The organism is Virgisporangium aurantiacum (assembly GCF_016863635.1).
GTDB lineage: Bacteria > Actinomycetota > Actinomycetes > Mycobacteriales > Micromonosporaceae > Virgisporangium > Virgisporangium aurantiacum.
Genome location: NZ_BOPG01000113.1, coordinates 1 through 15,423, shown reverse-complemented (window position 1 = coordinate 15,423; position 15,423 = coordinate 1). Strand labels below are relative to the sequence as shown.

The 15,423-nt window shown below is 72.8% G+C and carries 13 protein-coding genes; 4 read left to right on the top strand and 9 right to left on the bottom strand.

Features of this window, described 5'->3' with window-relative positions:
• Positions 1-10: 10 nt before the first annotated feature.
• Positions 11-1,042: a hypothetical protein gene (locus Vau01_RS58855; RefSeq protein WP_204012487.1), complete on the bottom strand. Its 1,032-nt coding sequence runs from the start codon at positions 1,040-1,042 to the stop codon at positions 11-13.
• 64 nt (positions 1,043-1,106) lie between these two features.
• Between Vau01_RS58855 and Vau01_RS58850 the strand changes: the two genes are divergently transcribed.
• Positions 1,107-2,969, top strand: coding sequence for an ABC transporter ATP-binding protein (locus Vau01_RS58850; RefSeq protein WP_239152971.1), 1,863 nt, complete (start codon positions 1,107-1,109; stop codon positions 2,967-2,969).
• On the top strand, positions 2,962-4,749 hold the full coding sequence (locus Vau01_RS58845) for an ABC transporter ATP-binding protein (RefSeq protein ID WP_204012482.1): 1,788 nt from the start codon (positions 2,962-2,964) through the stop codon (positions 4,747-4,749). The genes Vau01_RS58850 and Vau01_RS58845 overlap by 8 nt, the downstream gene beginning before the upstream one ends.
• On the opposite strand, the gene Vau01_RS58840 is transcribed toward Vau01_RS58845, so the two are convergent.
• From Vau01_RS58840 to Vau01_RS58815, 6 genes are read right to left on the bottom strand one after another with little or no spacing between them, the layout of a single operon-like run.
• The gene (locus Vau01_RS58840; protein ID WP_204012480.1) at positions 4,746-5,609 is read right to left on the bottom strand and encodes a galactosyltransferase-related protein; all 864 of its coding nucleotides are present in this window, start codon (positions 5,607-5,609) and stop codon (positions 4,746-4,748) included. The genes Vau01_RS58845 and Vau01_RS58840 overlap by 4 nt on opposite strands.
• 2 nt (positions 5,610-5,611) lie before the next feature.
• Positions 5,612-6,805, bottom strand: coding sequence for an aminotransferase class I/II-fold pyridoxal phosphate-dependent enzyme (locus Vau01_RS58835; protein ID WP_204012477.1), 1,194 nt, complete (start codon positions 6,803-6,805; stop codon positions 5,612-5,614).
• Positions 6,802-8,784, bottom strand: coding sequence for a hypothetical protein (locus Vau01_RS58830; RefSeq protein ID WP_204012474.1), 1,983 nt, complete (start codon positions 8,782-8,784; stop codon positions 6,802-6,804). Before Vau01_RS58830 ends, Vau01_RS58835 begins: the two co-directional genes overlap by 4 nt.
• Entirely contained in the window at positions 8,778-9,956 is a 1,179-nt protein-coding gene (locus Vau01_RS58825) for a hypothetical protein (RefSeq protein WP_204012472.1), read from the bottom strand. Before Vau01_RS58825 ends, Vau01_RS58830 begins: the two co-directional genes overlap by 7 nt.
• 22 nt (positions 9,957-9,978) lie before the next feature.
• Entirely contained in the window at positions 9,979-10,770 is a 792-nt protein-coding gene (locus Vau01_RS58820) for a methyltransferase domain-containing protein (protein WP_204012470.1), read from the bottom strand.
• Positions 10,771-10,775: 5 nt separating this feature from the next.
• Positions 10,776-11,408, bottom strand: coding sequence for a dihydrofolate reductase family protein (locus Vau01_RS58815; protein WP_204012469.1), 633 nt, complete (start codon positions 11,406-11,408; stop codon positions 10,776-10,778).
• A gap of 112 nt (positions 11,409-11,520) precedes the next feature.
• Between Vau01_RS58815 and Vau01_RS58810 the strand changes: the two genes are divergently transcribed.
• Both Vau01_RS58810 and Vau01_RS58805 read left to right on the top strand, forming a co-directional pair.
• Complete coding sequence (locus Vau01_RS58810) at positions 11,521-12,387, top strand: LysR family transcriptional regulator (RefSeq protein ID WP_204012468.1); 867 nt, start codon at positions 11,521-11,523, stop codon at positions 12,385-12,387.
• 39 nt (positions 12,388-12,426) lie between these two features.
• Positions 12,427-13,617: a TetR/AcrR family transcriptional regulator gene (locus tag Vau01_RS58805; protein WP_239152970.1), complete on the top strand. Its 1,191-nt coding sequence runs from the start codon at positions 12,427-12,429 to the stop codon at positions 13,615-13,617.
• Here the strand turns inward: Vau01_RS58805 and Vau01_RS58800 are convergent.
• Together Vau01_RS58800 and Vau01_RS58795 are read right to left on the bottom strand one after the other, a co-directional pair.
• The gene (locus Vau01_RS58800; protein WP_204012466.1) at positions 13,614-14,822 is read right to left on the bottom strand and encodes an oxygenase MpaB family protein; all 1,209 of its coding nucleotides are present in this window, start codon (positions 14,820-14,822) and stop codon (positions 13,614-13,616) included. The genes Vau01_RS58805 and Vau01_RS58800 overlap by 4 nt on opposite strands.
• 111 nt (positions 14,823-14,933) lie before the next feature.
• Entirely contained in the window at positions 14,934-15,128 is a 195-nt protein-coding gene (locus Vau01_RS58795) for a DUF7455 domain-containing protein (RefSeq protein WP_204012464.1), read from the bottom strand.
• Positions 15,129-15,423: the final 295 nt, after the last annotated feature.

Below are 15,423 nucleotides of genomic sequence, written 5' to 3'. Positions count from 1 at the left end.
CGAACGCCTGTCAACGGGTCTCGTGGCCGTACCGCACTCCCGCCGTCACCAGTGCGGCCAGGTCGTCGGCGTGGCGGTCCAGCGCACCGAAGTCGACGTGGGTGCGTAGTGCGCCCGGCGCCATCGTCCGGAGGGCGGCGCGGACGATCGGGGTGTCGAGGTCGGACGCCGGGCCGAGAACGCCGGTCGCGACCGCCGTGACCCACAGTTCGGTCAGGTACCCCGTACCGATGTCGGCCCGCAGGACGGCCGGATCGGACAGTCCGGCAAACACGGGTTCGCACGCGGCGACGATCCGGTCGGCGTCGAGACCGCGGGCGGTCAGCACGTCGAGGGTGGGGAAACGGGCGAAGGTCGTGGTGTTGACCGTGGTCGCCGTGGCGTCGACCCAGGCGAGGAACGGCAGCAGCGGGGGCGGGTCGAGGACGCGGGATCCGAGTGCCGACCCGTCGAGGAGACACGCGGCGCGCCGCACGCCGTGGTCCTCGTTCCCGGTCAGGCTCGGCAGGTCCAGGTGCTCGACGACGTTCGGCACCGACACGAGCATGCGGGTGCCGCGGCGTTCCAGGAACCGCAGGATCGCCTCGTCGTCGGGCTCGTCGTCGGCGGTCTCCGCGCGGAGGAACGCGGCCAGATCGGACGCCAGCGGCGCCGGCAGCACGAGCGCCTGCGTGGGCACGTAGGGATTGATCATCGGGACCCACGACGCGCCGGCCATCGCCGCCAGGCGCACGAGCGCGGCCGTGCGCGAGCCCCACTCGGCGAAGAAGCTGAGCGCGGCGTCGGGGTGCTGTGCCACGCCGGCGGCGACGGCCGCGGCGAAACCCGCGGCGGGTTCGACGTCGTCCTGCACCACCAGGTGATGGGTGGCGTGCGGCTCGGCCGCGGCCCAGGCGAGCCGGGCGCTGCGCATCGCACCGGGTTTCGCGTCCGGCTCCGGGTCGACGGCCGGCCGCGCCTCGATCGGCGACAGCGCCACGCACAGCCGCCGCGCCGCGCGTAACCGCGTGGGATGGGTCATCACCGCCGCCGACACATTCATGACCGACGAGTCTAACGACGGCTCGAGTGGCGGGCCCGGGTGCGCGCACCTAGGCTCGAAAAGAGTGGAACACGGGTGGTGGGGCCAGGCGGTGCGGCCGCGTCTCGCCATCGCGCGTCAGGTGCGGGTGGCCGGCGGCGGCCTGGTCGCCGCATTGGTGGTCGTCAATCTGTTGCTGGGCCTGCTGCCCGTGGTGTTCGTCGTGGCCACCAGTTGGTTGGTGGGGCGGATTCCGGCCATCGTCTCGGCCGGAGCCTCGGCCGGGGCGGGAACGCCCGCCTGGAACGCGTTCCTCGCACCGTTCCTTCTCGCGGGCGCGGCCTTCGTCGGGCAACAGGCACTCGCGCCGGTCCAGGTCGCGCTCGGCGAACTGATGAAAAGACGGGTCGACGGATGGGTGCACGGCCGCATCATGGCGGCGGCCCTGCGCCGCACCGATCTCGGCGCCATGGAGGACCCGGACGCCCTCGACGCGCTGGGTGACGCGAGCCGCCGGTTGACCGGCAACTGGGAGACCCCGGGCATGGCGTGCGCGGGTCTCGTCGCGTTGCTCGGCCGGTACGTCCGGCTGCTCGGCCTCTGCGTCGTGGTCGGCGTCGTGGCCGGGTGGCCCGCCGCGGCCGCGCTCGGCGCCGCCACCATGCTGCTGCGCCACGCCAACCGGGCCGGCCTGCGCCGGTACTCCCAGGTGTGGGCCGACGTCACCGGCCTCGTCCGGCGCGGCGGGTACCTGCGCGACCTCGCGATGTCCGACGCCGCGGCCAAGGAGGTGCGCGTCTTCGGGCTCACCGGATGGATCGCCGACCGGTACGAGCGCGCGTACCGCACCTGGCTCGCGCCGATCTGGCTGGCCCGGCGCAAGGTCTACGTGTTGCCGTACCTGGCCGCCACGCTGGTGGGTCTCGCGGTCGCGGTGGTGGTGTTCCTGCTCATCGCGCACCGCGGCGCCGGCGGCGACATCTCGCTGACGGAACTGGCGCTCGGGCTGCAGGCGACGGTTGCCGCGCTGATGCTGGCCGCGTACTACCCGGAGTGCGACGGCCCGACCCAGTTCGGAATGCTCGCGGCGGAGGCGCTGCGGCGGTTCGAAAAGCTGTCGGACGCCGAGCCGGCCGCGAAAACCGTTGAACCGCAACCGGTTCCGGCCGGCTCCGGTAGCAGCGCGACCGTCCGCTTCGAGGGTGTCGGGTTCCGGTACCCGGGCCGGAAGAGCGACGTGCTCGACCGGTTGGACCTCGAACTGCCGGCCGGCGCCTGCACGGCCGTGGTCGGCGTCAACGGTGCCGGGAAGACCACGCTCGTCAAGCTGCTGGCCCGGTTGCACGAACCGACCGCGGGCACGGTCCGGTTCGGCGGCACCGACATCCGCGCGATTCCGGTGCCGCAGTGGCGCCGCCAGCTCAGCGTCGTCTTCCAGGATTTCATCCGGTACGAGCTCTCGGTGGCCGACAACGTGGCCTTCGGCGCCGTGCACGCCCCCCGCGACCCCGACAGCGTGCGCCGCGTGCTCGACCGCGTCGGCCTGCTCGGCGAGTTCGAGCGGCTGCCCGAGGGCCTCGACACGCCGCTGCACCGCGCCTACCCGAACGGCACCGACCTCTCCGGCGGGCAGTGGCAGCGGGTGGCCATCGCCCGCTGTCTCTACGGTCTCGACGCCGGCGCGCGCATCCTCGTCATGGACGAACCCACCGCGGCGCTGGACGTCCGCGCGGAGGCCGAGTTCTTCACGCAGTTCACCGAGCTCACCAAGGGCGCGACGGTCCTGCTGATCTCGCACCGGTTCTCCAGCATCCGGCACGCCGACCGCATCGTGGTGCTCGACCGGGGACGGGTCGCCGAGCAGGGCGGCCACGACGAACTGGTCGCCGCCGGCGGCCGCTACGCCGACCTGTTCGAGTTGCAGGCGGAGAGGTTCGCGCATGACTGAGACCGTTCGCGGATGCTGGGAACTGCTGCGGATGTCGTGGCGGCAGCACCCCGCGAAACTGGTGCTGGCGGTGCTGCTCAAGACCGCCGAGGCGGCCGCCCTGCCGCTGGCCGCGCCCGCGCTCGGCGCGCTCACCGACGCGGCCGTCGCGCGCGATGCGGCCGCCGCCGCACGGGCCGCCGCTGTCGCCGCCGTGCTCGCCATGGCCGCGCTGACCCTCGGCCACTTCGCCCACGTCGCCTACTTCGAACTCGGCGAGGAGAACCTGCTCGCCAAGGACCGCGAACTCATCGAACTGGTGACCGGCGCGGCCGGCCTCGCGCACCAGGAGCGACCCGAGTACGCCGACCGGATGCAGGTGCTGCGGCAGGAACTGCGGCGCACCGGGTCGAGCAGCATGGAGGCGCTGCTGTCGGCGTTCGGTACCGCCGTGGCCGTCGCGATCACGGCGGTGCTGCTGGCCCGGCTCGACCCGTGGCTGCTGCTGCTCCCGCTGGCCGCCGTGCCGCCGCTGCTGCTGGGCCGCACCGCGGAGGCCCGGCTCGCCCGGGCCCGCGAGGCCGCGGCGCAGTCGGGCCGGCGGGCGCAGCACCTGTTCGACCTGGCCATCGATCCCGAGGCCGGCAAGGAACTGCGCGTCGGCGACCTCAGCGCGGAGATCCGCGACCGGCACGCCGCGCTGTGGCGGAGCGCCACCGGCATCCTGTGGTCGGCCGAGGTGCACGCCGCGGCGCTGCGGGTGGCCGGACAGGTGGTGTTCGCCGTCGGGTTCGGCGCGGCGACACTGCTCGTGGTGCGTGACGCGGCGGCCGGGCGGCACAGCGTCGGTGACGCGGTGCTCGTCATCGCGCTGGCCGCGCAGGTGAACCAGCAGGTGGCCGTCGCGGTGTCGCTGCTGCGGGAACTGCAACGGGTGGCCCGGACGCTGGCCGACTTCCGGTGGATGCGGGCGGTGTACGCCCGGCAGGAGCCGCCGGCGCCCGACGCGGCGGTACCGGACCGGATCCGGCACGGCATCCGGCTGCGCGACGTGTCGTTCGGGTACCCGTGGACCGATCGGTCCACAGTGGACGGTGTGGACCTGTTCCTGCCGGCCGGCGCGACGGTCGCGCTGGTGGGTGAGAACGGCGCCGGAAAGACGACGCTCGTGAAGCTGCTGTGCCGCTTCTACGAACCCACCCGGGGGCGGGTGGAGCTCGACGGCGTCGACATCGCCCGGTTCCCGTTGGCGGACTGGCGGTCCCGGTCCGCCGCGGCCTTCCAGGACTTCCTGCGCCCGGAGTTCGTCGCCCGCACGGTGGTCGGCCTCGGCGACCTGCCGCTGGTCGACTCGACCGACGCGGTGACCGCGGCGCTGCACCGCGCCGGGACGCACGACGTGGTGGACCAGCTCGGCGACGGGCTGGACACGACGCTCGGCGTATCGCTCCCGGACGGCCGGCAGCTGTCCGGCGGCCAGTGGCAGAAGCTGGCGCTCGGCCGGGGCATGATGCGCGCCGCACCGCTCCTGCTCGTGCTCGACGAACCCACCGCGGCCCTCGACGCGGAGGCCGAGTTCGAGCTGTTCCGGGGCTACGCCGCGAACGCCGCGCGGGTCGCCGACCGCACCGGTGGCATCACACTGCTGGTGTCGCACCGGTTCTCCACGGTCCGCATGGCCGACCTCATCGTCGTGCTGGCCGACGGGCGGGTCGCCGAGGCGGGCAGCCACGACGACCTCATCGCCCGGGGCGGCCGGTACGCCGAGTTGTACCGGCTGCAGGCCGCCGGCTACCGCTAACGGCGGGACAGCAGGGCGGCGCGGTCGGCCTCGACCATCGCGGCCACGCCGGCCCGCTTCCGTTCCGTCAGCCGGTCGCGATTGGCCCGGAGGGGTTCGCCGCCGTACGGGCGCGGGTGTTCGAAGTGCACGAGCCGCAGCGACGGTGCCTCGCGCCAGCCGTGCCGCACCGGTGTGGTGCCGGTCAGCTTGACGAGGAAGTCGTCGTCCTCGCAGCCCCAGCCGCGGTACGCGGTGCAGTATCCGCCGAGCTCGTCGAACCGGGCGCGACGCAGCAGCACGGATCCCCAGTGGAACATGGGCCGCAGGTCGACCTCGCGGGCGTCGTCGGGGTGGCCCTGGCCGGGCGGCGGATACACCATCGGTGCGCCGTCCTCCCACACGATCCGCTCGCCGGGCAGCCGGCGCAGCGTCCCGGCCGGGTCGGCGGTGACGTAGGAGAAGCGGTCCGGGTCCTCGACCAGCCGCCACCGGGACACCGGGTGCTCCGGCGGAGCCTTCGTCATCCGCAGCATCGCCGGCTGGACGAACGCGCCGTCACCCGCGACGTCGAGCGCGCGGGCGAGGAAGTCGGTGCCCAGCGGCGCCACGTCGGCGTCCGCGAGATACACCCACGGCGTCGACACCTGTGCCGCCCCGATGTTGCGCAGCAGACCGGGCGCGGTCTCGGTGGGCGGTGCCACGACCACCCGAACGCCGGCCCGTGCCGTGACGTCGTCGCCGAGGGGCAGCGCGCCGGCGGTCGCGATCACCACGGTCACCGGTACCCGCTGGTCGAGCCAGGCCCCGACGGTGACCGGCAGCCGGAAGGTGCCGACGTGCTCGCCGTACAGCGGAATGATCACGCTCACCTCGGACATCGTCATCCCTCCGTCACGTGCTCGATCAGCCGGGAGAAACCGTCGGCGAAGTAGTCCGGATCGCGGGCGAGTGCGACGCGGAGCAGGTTGCGCGGGCGCGGGCCGGCGTGGAAGAACACCGAGCCGGCGACCACGCCGATGCCCGCCCGCAGCAGCCGGCACCGGGTGCGCTCGTCGTCGGCGCCGGGCGGGAGTTCGAGCAGGAGCAGCGACCCGGCCGCGGGGCGGCGTATCCGGAGACCGGACCTCGCGGTGACCATGTCCGCGGCCACGGCCAGGTTCCGGCAGCAGACGGACGTGAGGTGCCCGACGTAGTCCATCCGTGCCGCCCGGCGGAACAGCTCGGCGAAGAGCACCTTCTGGCGGCGGGACACGTCGTACTGCATCACGCTCAACGACCGGCGGACCGCGTCCGTCGTGCGGGTTGACCCCGACACGAGGAAACCGAGCTTGTCCCCGTTGAGTCCGAACGTCTTGCCGGTGTCCCAGATCGCGATCCAGTCCTCGCCCGCCCCGAACGCCTGCCACGTGCACTCGACGTCGGCGCGGCCGTGCACACCCGCGGTGAGGAACGTGTGGTCGACGACGAGGACTCCGCCGGCCTCGAAACACGCGTCACCGATCGCCTTGAGGTCCTCGGGCCGCCACACCGCACCGGTCGGGTTCTCCGGCGAGGTGAGCAGCACGACGAGCCCGGTGTTCGTCGACGCGCGGACGTCGGCGATCCGGCGCAGCACGGCGTCGCGGTCGAGCGTGGCGGGGTCACCGTCGCGGCTGTGCGCGTACCGGGTGACGACCTGGCTCCGCTCGCCGAGGAACAACGGCATGATGTCGATCGACGGCGTGGTCGTGACGACGTTGATCGTCGACCGGTGGCCGTCGTCGCCGCTCATCGCCAGCGCCGCGACGAGCGCCCGGTCGAGCGCGACGCTGCCGCTGAGGGCGGGGGACACCGAGTCGTACGATCCCGCCGGCAACCTCAGCATCGACCGGACCGCCTCCTCGAGACCGGTGTCGACGGCGGCCTGCCAGGTGGTGTCCCAGGCCGGCGGGTTCGCCAACGCGACATCCTCGACGATCCGCTCCTCCAGGTAGGCCGAGCGCAGGTAGCCCGGGAGCGCGATCTGCGGATAGCCGGGGCCGAGATCGAAGGTCGCCCGCCGCGCGGCCTCGATCTCCTGGTCGGTGAGCGTCATCGGGCCACCCGGGTGAGTTCGGCGCGGACCGTTGCCACGTAAGGGATCGCGGTGAGGTACAACCGGACCTCCGCCCGGACCCGGCGCCGCACGTCGGCCCGGAACGCCTCGCGCGCCTCCGGTTCCGACCGGTGGTGGCGCAGACCCAGTTCCCGTTCGATGTGGTCGGCGAGCTCCCGGGCCTGCTCCGCCTTGCGGGCGACGCGCTCCGGCTGCGGGCCGGGCTGCTGCGGGCCGGGCTGCTGGGGCCCGCGCGTCGACGTGAGGTACCGGGCCTCGTCGGCGAGGCACCGCACCGCCTCCGCACGCTCCACATCGGACAGTCGGGCCAACGCGCGCCGCATGGCCGGCGGGCGGAGCGTCGTCAGGAAGCCCTGCGGCACGAGCACCTGGGCACACTCCATGAGGACCGCGTCGGCCGGCACCAGGCCGTCGCGCAGCCGGGCGACGCCCTCGCGGAGCAGGTCGGCACGCGCCGTCGCCGGGTCGTCGAGCCACCGGCCGTCGGGTTTCCCGGCGCGGTCGCGGTAGGACAGGCCCTCGTCGAACAGTTCGGACCCGAGGTCGGCGGTCGCGAACTCCCGATCGAGTTCGGCGTCCAGGTGCGCGAGGCCGAACACCCGGAAGGCCACGGCGTCGAAGGAACCCCGATCGGTGACCGCGTGAGCGTCCGCGATCCTGCGCACGATCGCGTTGACGGCGTTGCCCTCGCGCTCCTCGCGGTGCGCGGTGAACGTGCTCGTGGCCCGGGGGCCGCGCAGGTGCAGGATGTGCGCGCCGGCCGCCTCCGTCGGTTCGCGCCGGCCCCGCGACGTGATCCGCGCGCTGAGCGCCAGGCTGAAGTCCTCGTTGCGGCCGCGCCGGACGGCGAACTCCAGCCCGTCGAGGCTGCCGCTGCTCGCGAACGCGGCACCGCGGAACTTGCGGGCGGTGGCGGCGGGGGCGCCGCGCCGGACCCGGTGCGGCGGGATCCCGGTACCCAGCACGTCGACGCTCTCGTCGGACGGCTCGAAGAACCGCTCCAGCCACAGGGCCGTGCGACGGTCGGGATGACCCGTGTACGCGGCCGACACCAGCCGCGCGTCGGTGTCCTCCAACTGGCCGAGCAGGTCGGTCGGCCAGGCCTCCACCTCGGACGTGCGGAGGTGGTGCTCCAGCAGGTCGCCGGGCACCCCGGCCGAACCGGTTGCCACGGCCCGCCCGGCGGCGGCGCGCAACGCGTCGAGCGGGGCGTCGAGGACGGCCGGCCGCACGTCGTCGTCGCAGACCAGCACCCGCGACCCGGCGGCCGACAGGATCGCCCAGTTGCGTTGCGCGGCCGCGGATCCCGTCCACGTGCCGTCGACCTCGCGGCGGCCGAGGAGCGCGTCGAGCGCCTCGGCGCGTTCCGGTGCCGGGCCGGGCAGGCCGGCCTCGATCTCCGTGCGCAGCGCGTGCTTCTCGTCGGGGCCGACGTACCGCAGCCCGCGCCCCTCGACCAGGTCCCGGACCGCGTGCCGCGCGCCGGCACCGCTGTCGTCGTAGACGACGATCCCGACGTATCCGCGGCCGAACCTGGCGAGGTTGTCGGCGTACGCGTCGAGCCCGGCGGCGAGCGTCTCGGGCCGGTCGCGGGTGATGACGGCGATCCGCTCGATGCGGCCCGGCCACGGCAGGTATTCGGCTGGAGGCCGCGGCACGGCACGGTTGTCGGCCTCGATTCCGGAGCCGTGCACCCGGTACCGCGACGGGCCCACCGGAACGACCGACAACCGCGTTCCCGCATGGAGATTGAGATGGTCGAGCAGCACCAGGAGGTCGGCGGCCACGGACCGGTCGGGTGCCTCGATCACGGCGTCGCCGGACAGACCCGCGAGCACCGCGACCGCGGCCGGGTCGGCGCGCAGCAGGTCGCCGAGGCGCGGGTCGAGCCGCGCCGCGAACCGGGTCCGGCAACGGATCCGGCGGACGAGAGCGTTGTGGACCCGGGCCGTCAGCACGACACCGTGGTGATCGGTTCGGCGGTGGCGCGCGCCAGACCGAAGAACCCGGCCAGGTGCGGGTTGGCCGCCTCGACCGCGTGGGTGGACGCGCCCGGCACGGCGGCGGCCAGGCACCAGGCCGACACCGGGTGCTTCGTGGCGAACGTCGGGTAGCGGTCGTCGGGTGCGTAGCCGTCACCCTCGCGCCGCCAGGCGGGGGAGCCGAGCACCTCCTCGACGTCGGCCGCGGTGCGGGGCCACACCAGCGCCGGATCCGCGAGCACGCGCAGGTAGTCGGCCAGCCCCGACCGGAACGCCTCGCCGGCGGGCGGCCCGAGGGCGAGCGGGTCGTACGGGATCGACAACGGGCGCTCCAGCGCCCGGCTGCGCGCCGCCTTTCCCACCCACAGGTCGCCGTCGGAGAGTTCGAGGCCGGAGGTGAACCACCGGCTGGCCGGTTCCCACGGTCCGTCGGTCATCCGCGGGTGGAACCGGATGTCGAGCCGGTCGCAGATCTCAGCGGCCAGTTCGGGCCGGGTCTGCAGGACCGTGAAGTCGACGACGGCGACCCGCTCGGCGCCGAGGTCGCACAGCCGGGCGAGCAGTTCCACCGCCCGGCTCCAGGACCGCGTGCCGACCTGGAAGAGGGACCGGTCGAACCACTCCAACCCGTCCTCACAGGCCGCGCGGTCGGGCTGCGCGCCGAACAGTTCCGACAGCGTCGGCCCGACCGGTGCGAAGTCGTGGGTTCGCTTGACGTGACGGATCAGCTCCGCCCAGCCGGCGAAGCGGGGCCGCGCCCGCGCGTCGAGGTACGCGGTCAGCTCGGCCTCGGACACCTCGCGGCCGCGCAGCCCGGCCAGATGCTGGCGCATCGGGCCGGGATTGCGCAGCACACCCAGCACGGTGGACGCGACCTGCTGGGCCGGATCGCGCACCACGACGAGGAACCGGTCGTCGCGGTCGAACAGCTCGATCTGTTCGTCGCCCAGGTACGCCGCCAGTTCCTTGACGTAGGGCAACCGGTCGGGACGCTGGGCCTGCAGTTGCGCGATCGCCGATCCGAAACCGGCTCCACCGCGCTCCATCGCCCGTCCCCGCAACACCGCGGCGACCGACGGGCTCTGCTCCATCATCCGCGCGACGGCGTTGGAACCGCTGCGGGGAATGGACACCTGCAGGATCTTCATCGTTTCCCCCGTAATGAAGACGTCAACGATCACCGATACCCGGACCGTCGGCGAGGAAAACGTAGCGGTTGAGACTGAAGAAGTAGTCGGCGTCGAGCGAGCGAAGATCCTCGATCCATGCGTCGACGTCGTCGGTGGTCCACCCGTCGCGGCCGGCGACGAACCGCGCGATGATCGGGATCAGCCCGCCGCTGTAGGTGGCTTTCTCATAGCCGGCGTTGAGCAGCGGCAACACCCGCGTCGACGCGACGTCGAACCCGGCCCGCCGCAGTTCCCGGCCCAGGGTGCGGGGCAGGAACGGGTCGGCGAGATGCTGTTCCCACGTCAGCAGGATCCGGCGCATCCGGTCGGGATCGGTGCTGTGCCACACGATCGAGTCCCAGTCGGTGTCCAGGATCAGCAGCCGCCCACCGGGCCGGAGCACCCGCGCCACCTCCGCCAGCGCCGCCGGGATGTCGGCGACGTACTCCAGCACCTGCGTGGAGACCACCACGTTGAACGACCCGTCCGGGTACGGCACCGCGTCGGTGCCGCCGTGGCGGTACTCCACCGGCGCGCCGCCGGGCGGCACCGTGCGGTCGCGGGCGAGGGCGAGCATGCTGTCGCTGACGTCGATGCCGCAGACCCGGCCGGTCGGGCCGACGGCCCGCGCCATGTCGGTGACCAGCAGGCCCGGTCCGCTCCCGATGTCCAGCACCGCCTCGCCCGCCGTCAACGCGAGCAGCCGCATGACCCCCCGGCGCTGCCCGACCACGTCGTCGGTGAGGTAGAGCTCCTCGACCTGCCGGGACGCGCCCTCGTCGAACTCGAGCATCGCGTTTACCGGGTGAACGTCACGTGCGTGACGCCGCTGGGCGAGGAGGTGGACTCGACCCGGTAGTCGGCCTCGATGCCCTCCAACCCGTCCCAGAGCCGCACGCCGCGGCCGAGCAGGATCGGGACCACCACGACGTGCATGTAGTCGACGAGTCCGGCGGCGACGAAGTCACGGACCACGGTGGGGCCGCCGCCGATGCGCACGTCCTTGCCGTTGGCGGCCTTGCGCGCGGTCTCCAGCGCCTCGGCCGGTGACGCGTCGAGGAAGTGATACGTCGTGCCGCCCTCCATCTCGACGGACGGGCGCGGGTGATGGGTGAGGATGAACGTCGGCGTGTGGAACGGCGGGTTGGGGCCCCACGCGCCCGTCCACTCCGGGTCCTCGTGCCAGCCGGGGTGACCGAACTTCCCGGCGCCCATGATCTCGGCACCGATCCCCGGGTCGAACTGCCGCGTGAAGACGTCGTCGACGCCGCCGCTGCCGCCCGGCTCGTCGCCGTGCCACCACCGGGTGGCGAACATCCACTCGTGCAGCCGTTCGCCGGCGTGGCCGAAGTGCAGGTCGCGGGTCTGGCCCTCGCCGGTGCCGAAGCCGTCGAGCGAGATGGCGAAGTTGTGGACGCGGGTGCGGGACATGGCTGGATCTCCTTCGGTTGCGGGCCGTTGTGGCCGTGAACCGATGATGGACGCCCCGCAGTCATGACGTCCAATGCCAACTCTTCTCACGTCTCATAGATAAACTTAATCCATGCTGAGCCTGACCCACCTCAAGGTGCTCGACGCGGTGGCCCGCCACGGATCGGTGACCGAGGCCGCGAAGGAGCTGCACTACTCGCAGCCGTCGGTCAGCCACCACCTCGGCCGGCTGGAGGCCGACACCGGAGCCAAGCTCATCCAACGGGTCGGCCGCGGGATCCGGCTCACCCCCGAAGGGGAACTGCTGGCGCAGCGGGCGACGGAGATTCTGGGCCGGCTGAACGCCGCGTCGGTCGAGCTGTCGGCCCGGGTGGGCCTGCGCGCCGGGCGGGTGCGGCTCGCCGGTTTCCAGACGGTCCTCAGCACCCTGGTCCCCAAGGCCGCGGCCGAGCTGGCCCTGTCCTACCCGGGCATCGAGCTGAACCTCGTCGACGCCCACCCGGAGGTGGGGCTGACCATGCTGCGGGCCGGACACGTCGACATCGCGTTGATCTTCCGGAACGACGACACCCCGCCCGACGAGAGCGAAGGCTTCCGCCTCACCCACCTGCTCGACGACCCCGTCTACCTGATCAGCGACAAGCCCCGGCAACGTCTCGAGGACCACCGCGACGCCGCCTGGGTCGGCGGCTGCGAACGTTGCCGGGCCGCCACGATCGCGGCGTGCGAACGGGTCGGCTTCTCGCCACGCATCGCGTTTACCTGCGACGACACGGTCATCGCGCAGGCGGTGGTGGCGGCCGGGCTGGGCGTCGCGATCGTGAACGGGCTGGCGTTGCGCGCGCACCGGGCGCCGGGCGTCCATGCCACGCGGCTCACCGAGAGCCCGCGCCGGATCTACGCCGCCACGTACGGCGACCCGCCCGACCCGCCCGCCACCACGGCACTGATCGAGATCCTGGCCTCGACGGTGCTGTGATTGACTGGCACGCATGGCCGTGCTCGCCCGGATGACTCCGTGACCGCCGGACCGGCAACAGGGCCGGCAACAGGGCCGGCAGCCGCCACCCGGCCGCACAACCGCAAGCAGCTCATCGTCGAGGCGGCCGGCCAGGTGTTCAGCGAGCGGGGCTACCACGGGGCGTCCATGGAGGAGATCGCCGCCGGCGTGGGCATCAGCGCGGCGGCGCTGTACCGGCACTTCCCGAACAAGTACGCGCTGTTCGCCGAGTGCGCCGACGTCATGGCCGGCCGGCTCGTCGCGACGATCGACGAGGCGCCGCCCGACGCGACGCTCACCGACGTGCTCACCGACGTCACCCGCACGACGGTGGCCCATCGCGCGTCGGGCGGCCTGTACCGGTGGGAGGCCCGCTACCTCGAGCGCGCCGACCGCCGGCGGCTACGGGCCAAGTTCGCGCACGTCGTGGGGCGGGTCACCGAGATGGTGCGGCGCGAGTACCCGCGGCCCGACGAGCACCTGCGGGCCGTGGCGGCGCTCGGCGCGATCGGGTCCGTCACGATGCACCGCACCTCGATCGCCCAACGGCGGATCGAGGAGCTGTTGCTGGCGTCGGCGATGTCCGTCGTCGCCACCGACCCGGCGGCGGCCGCGGGCAGCGCGCGCCGGGTGGAACTGCCCACCCAGCCGGTGCCCCGCACCCGACGCGCCGAGATTCTGGCGGCGGCCATCCCGATGTTCGCCCGCGACGGCTTCGCCACCGTGACGAACGGGCAGATCGCCCGGGCGGTGGGCCTCGCCCCGTCCGCGATCTACCGCCACTATCCCGGCAAGGTCGACATCCTGGTGGCCGCGTGCCTGCAGGCGGCGGGACTCCTGGCGCACGCCGCCGAGCGGAGCCTCCGGCAGGCGGCCGACCCGCGGCAGGCCGTGCTCGCGTTGACGGCGACGTACGTCGCCTACAGCTTCGAGCACAACGCGCTCAACAGCGTCGCCGAGGCCGAGATCGCCGGCCTGCCGGCCGACCTGCAGCGGCCGCTGATCCTGGCGCAGCGCGAGCACATCGCGGTGTGGGAGCAGCAGTTGCGGATGGTCCGGCCCGATCTCGACCCGCGCCAGGCGCGGCTGCTGGTGCACGCGGGGTTCGGGGTGGTGGTCGAGGCCGGACGCGCCCTGCGCTGGCAGGACACGCCCGGCCATCGGGACACCGTCACCGCGTTGGCGACGGGCGCGTTGTTGATGTCCTAGGTGCCAGGCCGGTTTCCCGTGGGGATCGTGATGGGGGTGTAGTCGGGCGAGGTTCCGTTGTTGAGGAACAGCATCGCCAGGCCGCGCACGAACCGGTCCATCATGGAGAAGCCGTCGGGCAGGATCGGCGACAGCCCCTCGCGGAACCTGACGTACGCCGGCCAGGCGATCTCGATCAGCGCGCGCGACACGAGGTCGCGCGGCAGCCGGAGCCAGTCGCCGATCCGATCGCTGAGCACGTAGCGGGCGAACTCGTGCAGGAATCCCCGGGTGACGCCGAGGTCGATCTCCGAGGTCAGCCCGAACAGGATGTTGGCCAGGTTGATGCCCTCGGGGGTCGGGGCGAGCAGCGGCGTCAGCGCGTACTGCGACTGCTGCTTGGCGGCGGCCCAGGTCGCGGGGATGAAATCATCGCGGACGCCGAGCAGATGCAGCGCGACCTGCCACTGGTGCAGGAACGCGTCCTGTTCCCGGGCCGACATCCGGATGCCCCAGGAGGCAAGCTTGCCGTGCACGTAGGTGCCGAGGCTGTGGAACGTGATGAGGATGTCGCCGTTGCTGATGGGTATCGCGTTGTCGGTGACCGCCTGCCACGGCGCCGACTGCGGCAGCAGGTGCCGCACGGCGGCGTGCGTCAGGCGGGTCTTGTTGGACGTGACCACGAAGTGGCCGGTCGGCTGGAACGCGTCGGGCGCGCTGAGGTCGTAGCCGTACGTGAACGTCTTGGCCGCGCGCGACTTCATGACCGCGCCGCCCTCGGAGTAGTAGACGTTGCGGGCCTCCCGCGGGATCACCGTGCTCATGATCCCGCTGCCCAGCCCGTACAGCACGAACAGGTACAGGCTCATCCGCTTGTTGAACTGGGCGGCGGCGGCCAGCTTGGTCTGATCGGCCCACGACGGCAGCCGGTTGACCTGCTGGAGATAGGTGACGAGGTTGGCGGGCAGCCCGGCGGGCAGCGCGTCGCCGTTGTCGACCCAGGACTCGAACGCGGTGTTCACGCCCGAGATCTGTCCGTTCTCCAGGAGCGAGGCCACGAGCGGGTCGGTGGCGTCGTCCCAGACCAACCACGGGTCGGTCACGGTGTCGGTCCGGGCGATCGACCCGGCGGACGACCACGCCCAGGCCGTGGAGGGGGCGGCCACGCCCGCGAGGCCGAGTGCGGTGCCGAGCGTCAGTACTCGCCGTCTGCTGAGATTTTCCATTCGCTTACCTACTTCCCGGTCGGGATGCGCGCAGGTTTCGATGTAAATCTATATGTGATTTTCTATTAACATAGAGGGCGCTGACGCTGTCGGCAAGGGGTTCGGCATTGATCAGATGGCGCCCCAGCTGAAGCCCGTTTCGATCACGACCCAGTCGGCGCTGGTGCGGATGGTGTCGGTGTGGCTGTGGGCGTGGTGGCCGCAGAAGGTGAGGTCGCCGCCGGCGGGCAGGAAGGCGCGGACCTTGCCGGCGGCGCCGCAGCGGTCACAGCGCTCGGTCAGTTCGGCGGTGAGGGTGAGGGTCATCGTTTCTCCTTCTCGCGGGTCGTCCTTGGGTTCGGCCGGCGATCCGGGTACTGGAGTTCGAGGACGGTGACGTGCGGCTGCGGGTTGGTTGCGATCGCCGCCGACGGGGGTAACCGGGTCGCACCCGCGCGGGTCCCGGCTGCGCCACCCGGTGCCCGTCTTATTGTGGGCATGCGTACCCCCACCACTCTGAACCGACTGCTCGCCGCGCTCACCGCCGGCAGCGTGGCCGCGCTCACCGCTGGTGCCCTCGGCGCCGCCCCCGCCACCGCCGCCACCACCCCGGCCGAAGGCG

Coding starts and splice junctions, on each gene's coding strand:
- Vau01_RS58855 (WP_204012487.1), bottom strand. CDS start 1,042: ATGAATGTGTCGGCGGCGGTGATGACCCATCCCACGCGGTTACGCGCG.
- Vau01_RS58845 (WP_204012482.1), top strand. CDS start 2,962: ATGACTGAGACCGTTCGCGGATGCTGGGAACTGCTGCGGATGTCGTGG.
- Vau01_RS58840 (WP_204012480.1), bottom strand. CDS start 5,609: ATGTCCGAGGTGAGCGTGATCATTCCGCTGTACGGCGAGCACGTCGGC.
- Vau01_RS58835 (WP_204012477.1), bottom strand. CDS start 6,805: ATGACGCTCACCGACCAGGAGATCGAGGCCGCGCGGCGGGCGACCTTC.
- Vau01_RS58825 (WP_204012472.1), bottom strand. CDS start 9,956: ATGAAGATCCTGCAGGTGTCCATTCCCCGCAGCGGTTCCAACGCCGTC.
- Vau01_RS58820 (WP_204012470.1), bottom strand. CDS start 10,770: ATGCTCGAGTTCGACGAGGGCGCGTCCCGGCAGGTCGAGGAGCTCTAC.
- Vau01_RS58815 (WP_204012469.1), bottom strand. CDS start 11,408: ATGTCCCGCACCCGCGTCCACAACTTCGCCATCTCGCTCGACGGCTTC.
- Vau01_RS58810 (WP_204012468.1), top strand. CDS start 11,521: ATGCTGAGCCTGACCCACCTCAAGGTGCTCGACGCGGTGGCCCGCCAC.
- Vau01_RS58800 (WP_204012466.1), bottom strand. CDS start 14,822: ATGGAAAATCTCAGCAGACGGCGAGTACTGACGCTCGGCACCGCACTC.
- Vau01_RS58795 (WP_204012464.1), bottom strand. CDS start 15,128: ATGACCCTCACCCTCACCGCCGAACTGACCGAGCGCTGTGACCGCTGC.